Source organism: Streptomyces sp. NPDC101166 (assembly GCF_044768125.1).
GTDB lineage: Bacteria > Actinomycetota > Actinomycetes > Streptomycetales > Streptomycetaceae > Streptomyces.
This window is the reverse complement of record NZ_JBIWPF010000332.1, coordinates 1-1,071: the sequence shown is the minus strand read 5'-3', so window position 1 is coordinate 1,071 and position 1,071 is coordinate 1. Positions and strand designations below refer to the sequence as shown.

The 1,071-nt window shown below is 70.1% G+C and carries 1 protein-coding gene and 1 pseudogene; both read left to right on the top strand.

All coding sequences use genetic code 11. The annotated features are described in order from the left end of the window. A pseudogene (locus ACIRS4_RS38885) lies at nt 1-340 on the top strand (serine hydrolase); the annotation flags it as partial. Nucleotides 341-398: 58 nt separating this feature from the next. Then, the coding region (locus ACIRS4_RS38880) for an AMP-binding protein (RefSeq protein WP_404205100.1) at nt 399-1,071 on the top strand (673 nt) is incomplete at its 3' end.

The following is a 1,071-nucleotide window of genomic DNA, read 5'->3' as shown; positions in this document are numbered from 1 at the left end:
GATCAGCAATGGCGGCGAGCTGAGCGGCCGGAAGCTGTTGTCGGACAAGACCATCGACCTCATCTTCGAGCAGCAGTCCGACGGCGTGGACCTGGCCATCATGGTGCCGCTGCGCTTCGGCATCGGGTACGGCCTGCCGCAGCCGCAGACCGCGCCGCACGTGCCGGACGGCCGGGTGTGCTGGTGGGCCGGGATCGGCGGGTCGATGGTGGTCAACGACCTGGACCACCGGGTCACCTTCGCCTACGCGATGAATCGGATGGAGGCCGGCCTGATCGGTTCGCCTCGTGCCGACGCCTACCTGAAAGCGACCTTCGATACAGTCCGGGGGGCGGCGTGACCGGCCTCACTCCGATCACCCGCCACGGTTCGCGCACAAGGATTCGAGGACTTGATTCATGACCAACGCAGTTGACCTCCAGGCGCTCGCCGCGCAGGTCGCCGGAAAGCTGACCGGCCCGGGCGGTCCGTTCGAGATGACGGTCGAGCAGGTGCTGGGCGTGCCGCAGCCGGTGTTCAAGCACCGCCACGCGTCGCTGCTGGAGCTGCTGGACGCCTCCCGTGACCTGGGCGAACTCGACTACCTCGTGTCCGCGCGCACCCGCTACACCTTCGCCGAGCACTACGCCGCCGCGGGCGCGCTCGCGGCCGCGCTGGCCGAGCGCTACGGCGTCGGCAAGGGCGACCGGATCGGCATCCTGGCCGCCAACACCCCCGAATGGGTGCTGACCTTCTGGGCCGCGCAGCGTCTGGGCGCGATCCCGGTGGGCTACAACGCCTGGTGGGTGCCGCGCGAGATCGAGTACGGCCTCGAGCACTCCGCCCCGAAGGTGGTGATCGCCGACGCCAAGCGGGCCGCGCTGGCCACCGCGACCGGCACCGACATCCCGGTGCTGACCATGGAGACCGACCTGCCCGCGCTGATCGCGGAGTTCGCGGGCGGCAATCCGGCCGCCGAGGTGACCGAGGACGATCCGGCGATCATCCTCTACACCTCCGGCACCACCGGCCGCCCCAAGGGCGTGGTGCACACCCAGCGGAACATGGTGGCGGTCGCCGACTACCACCGCT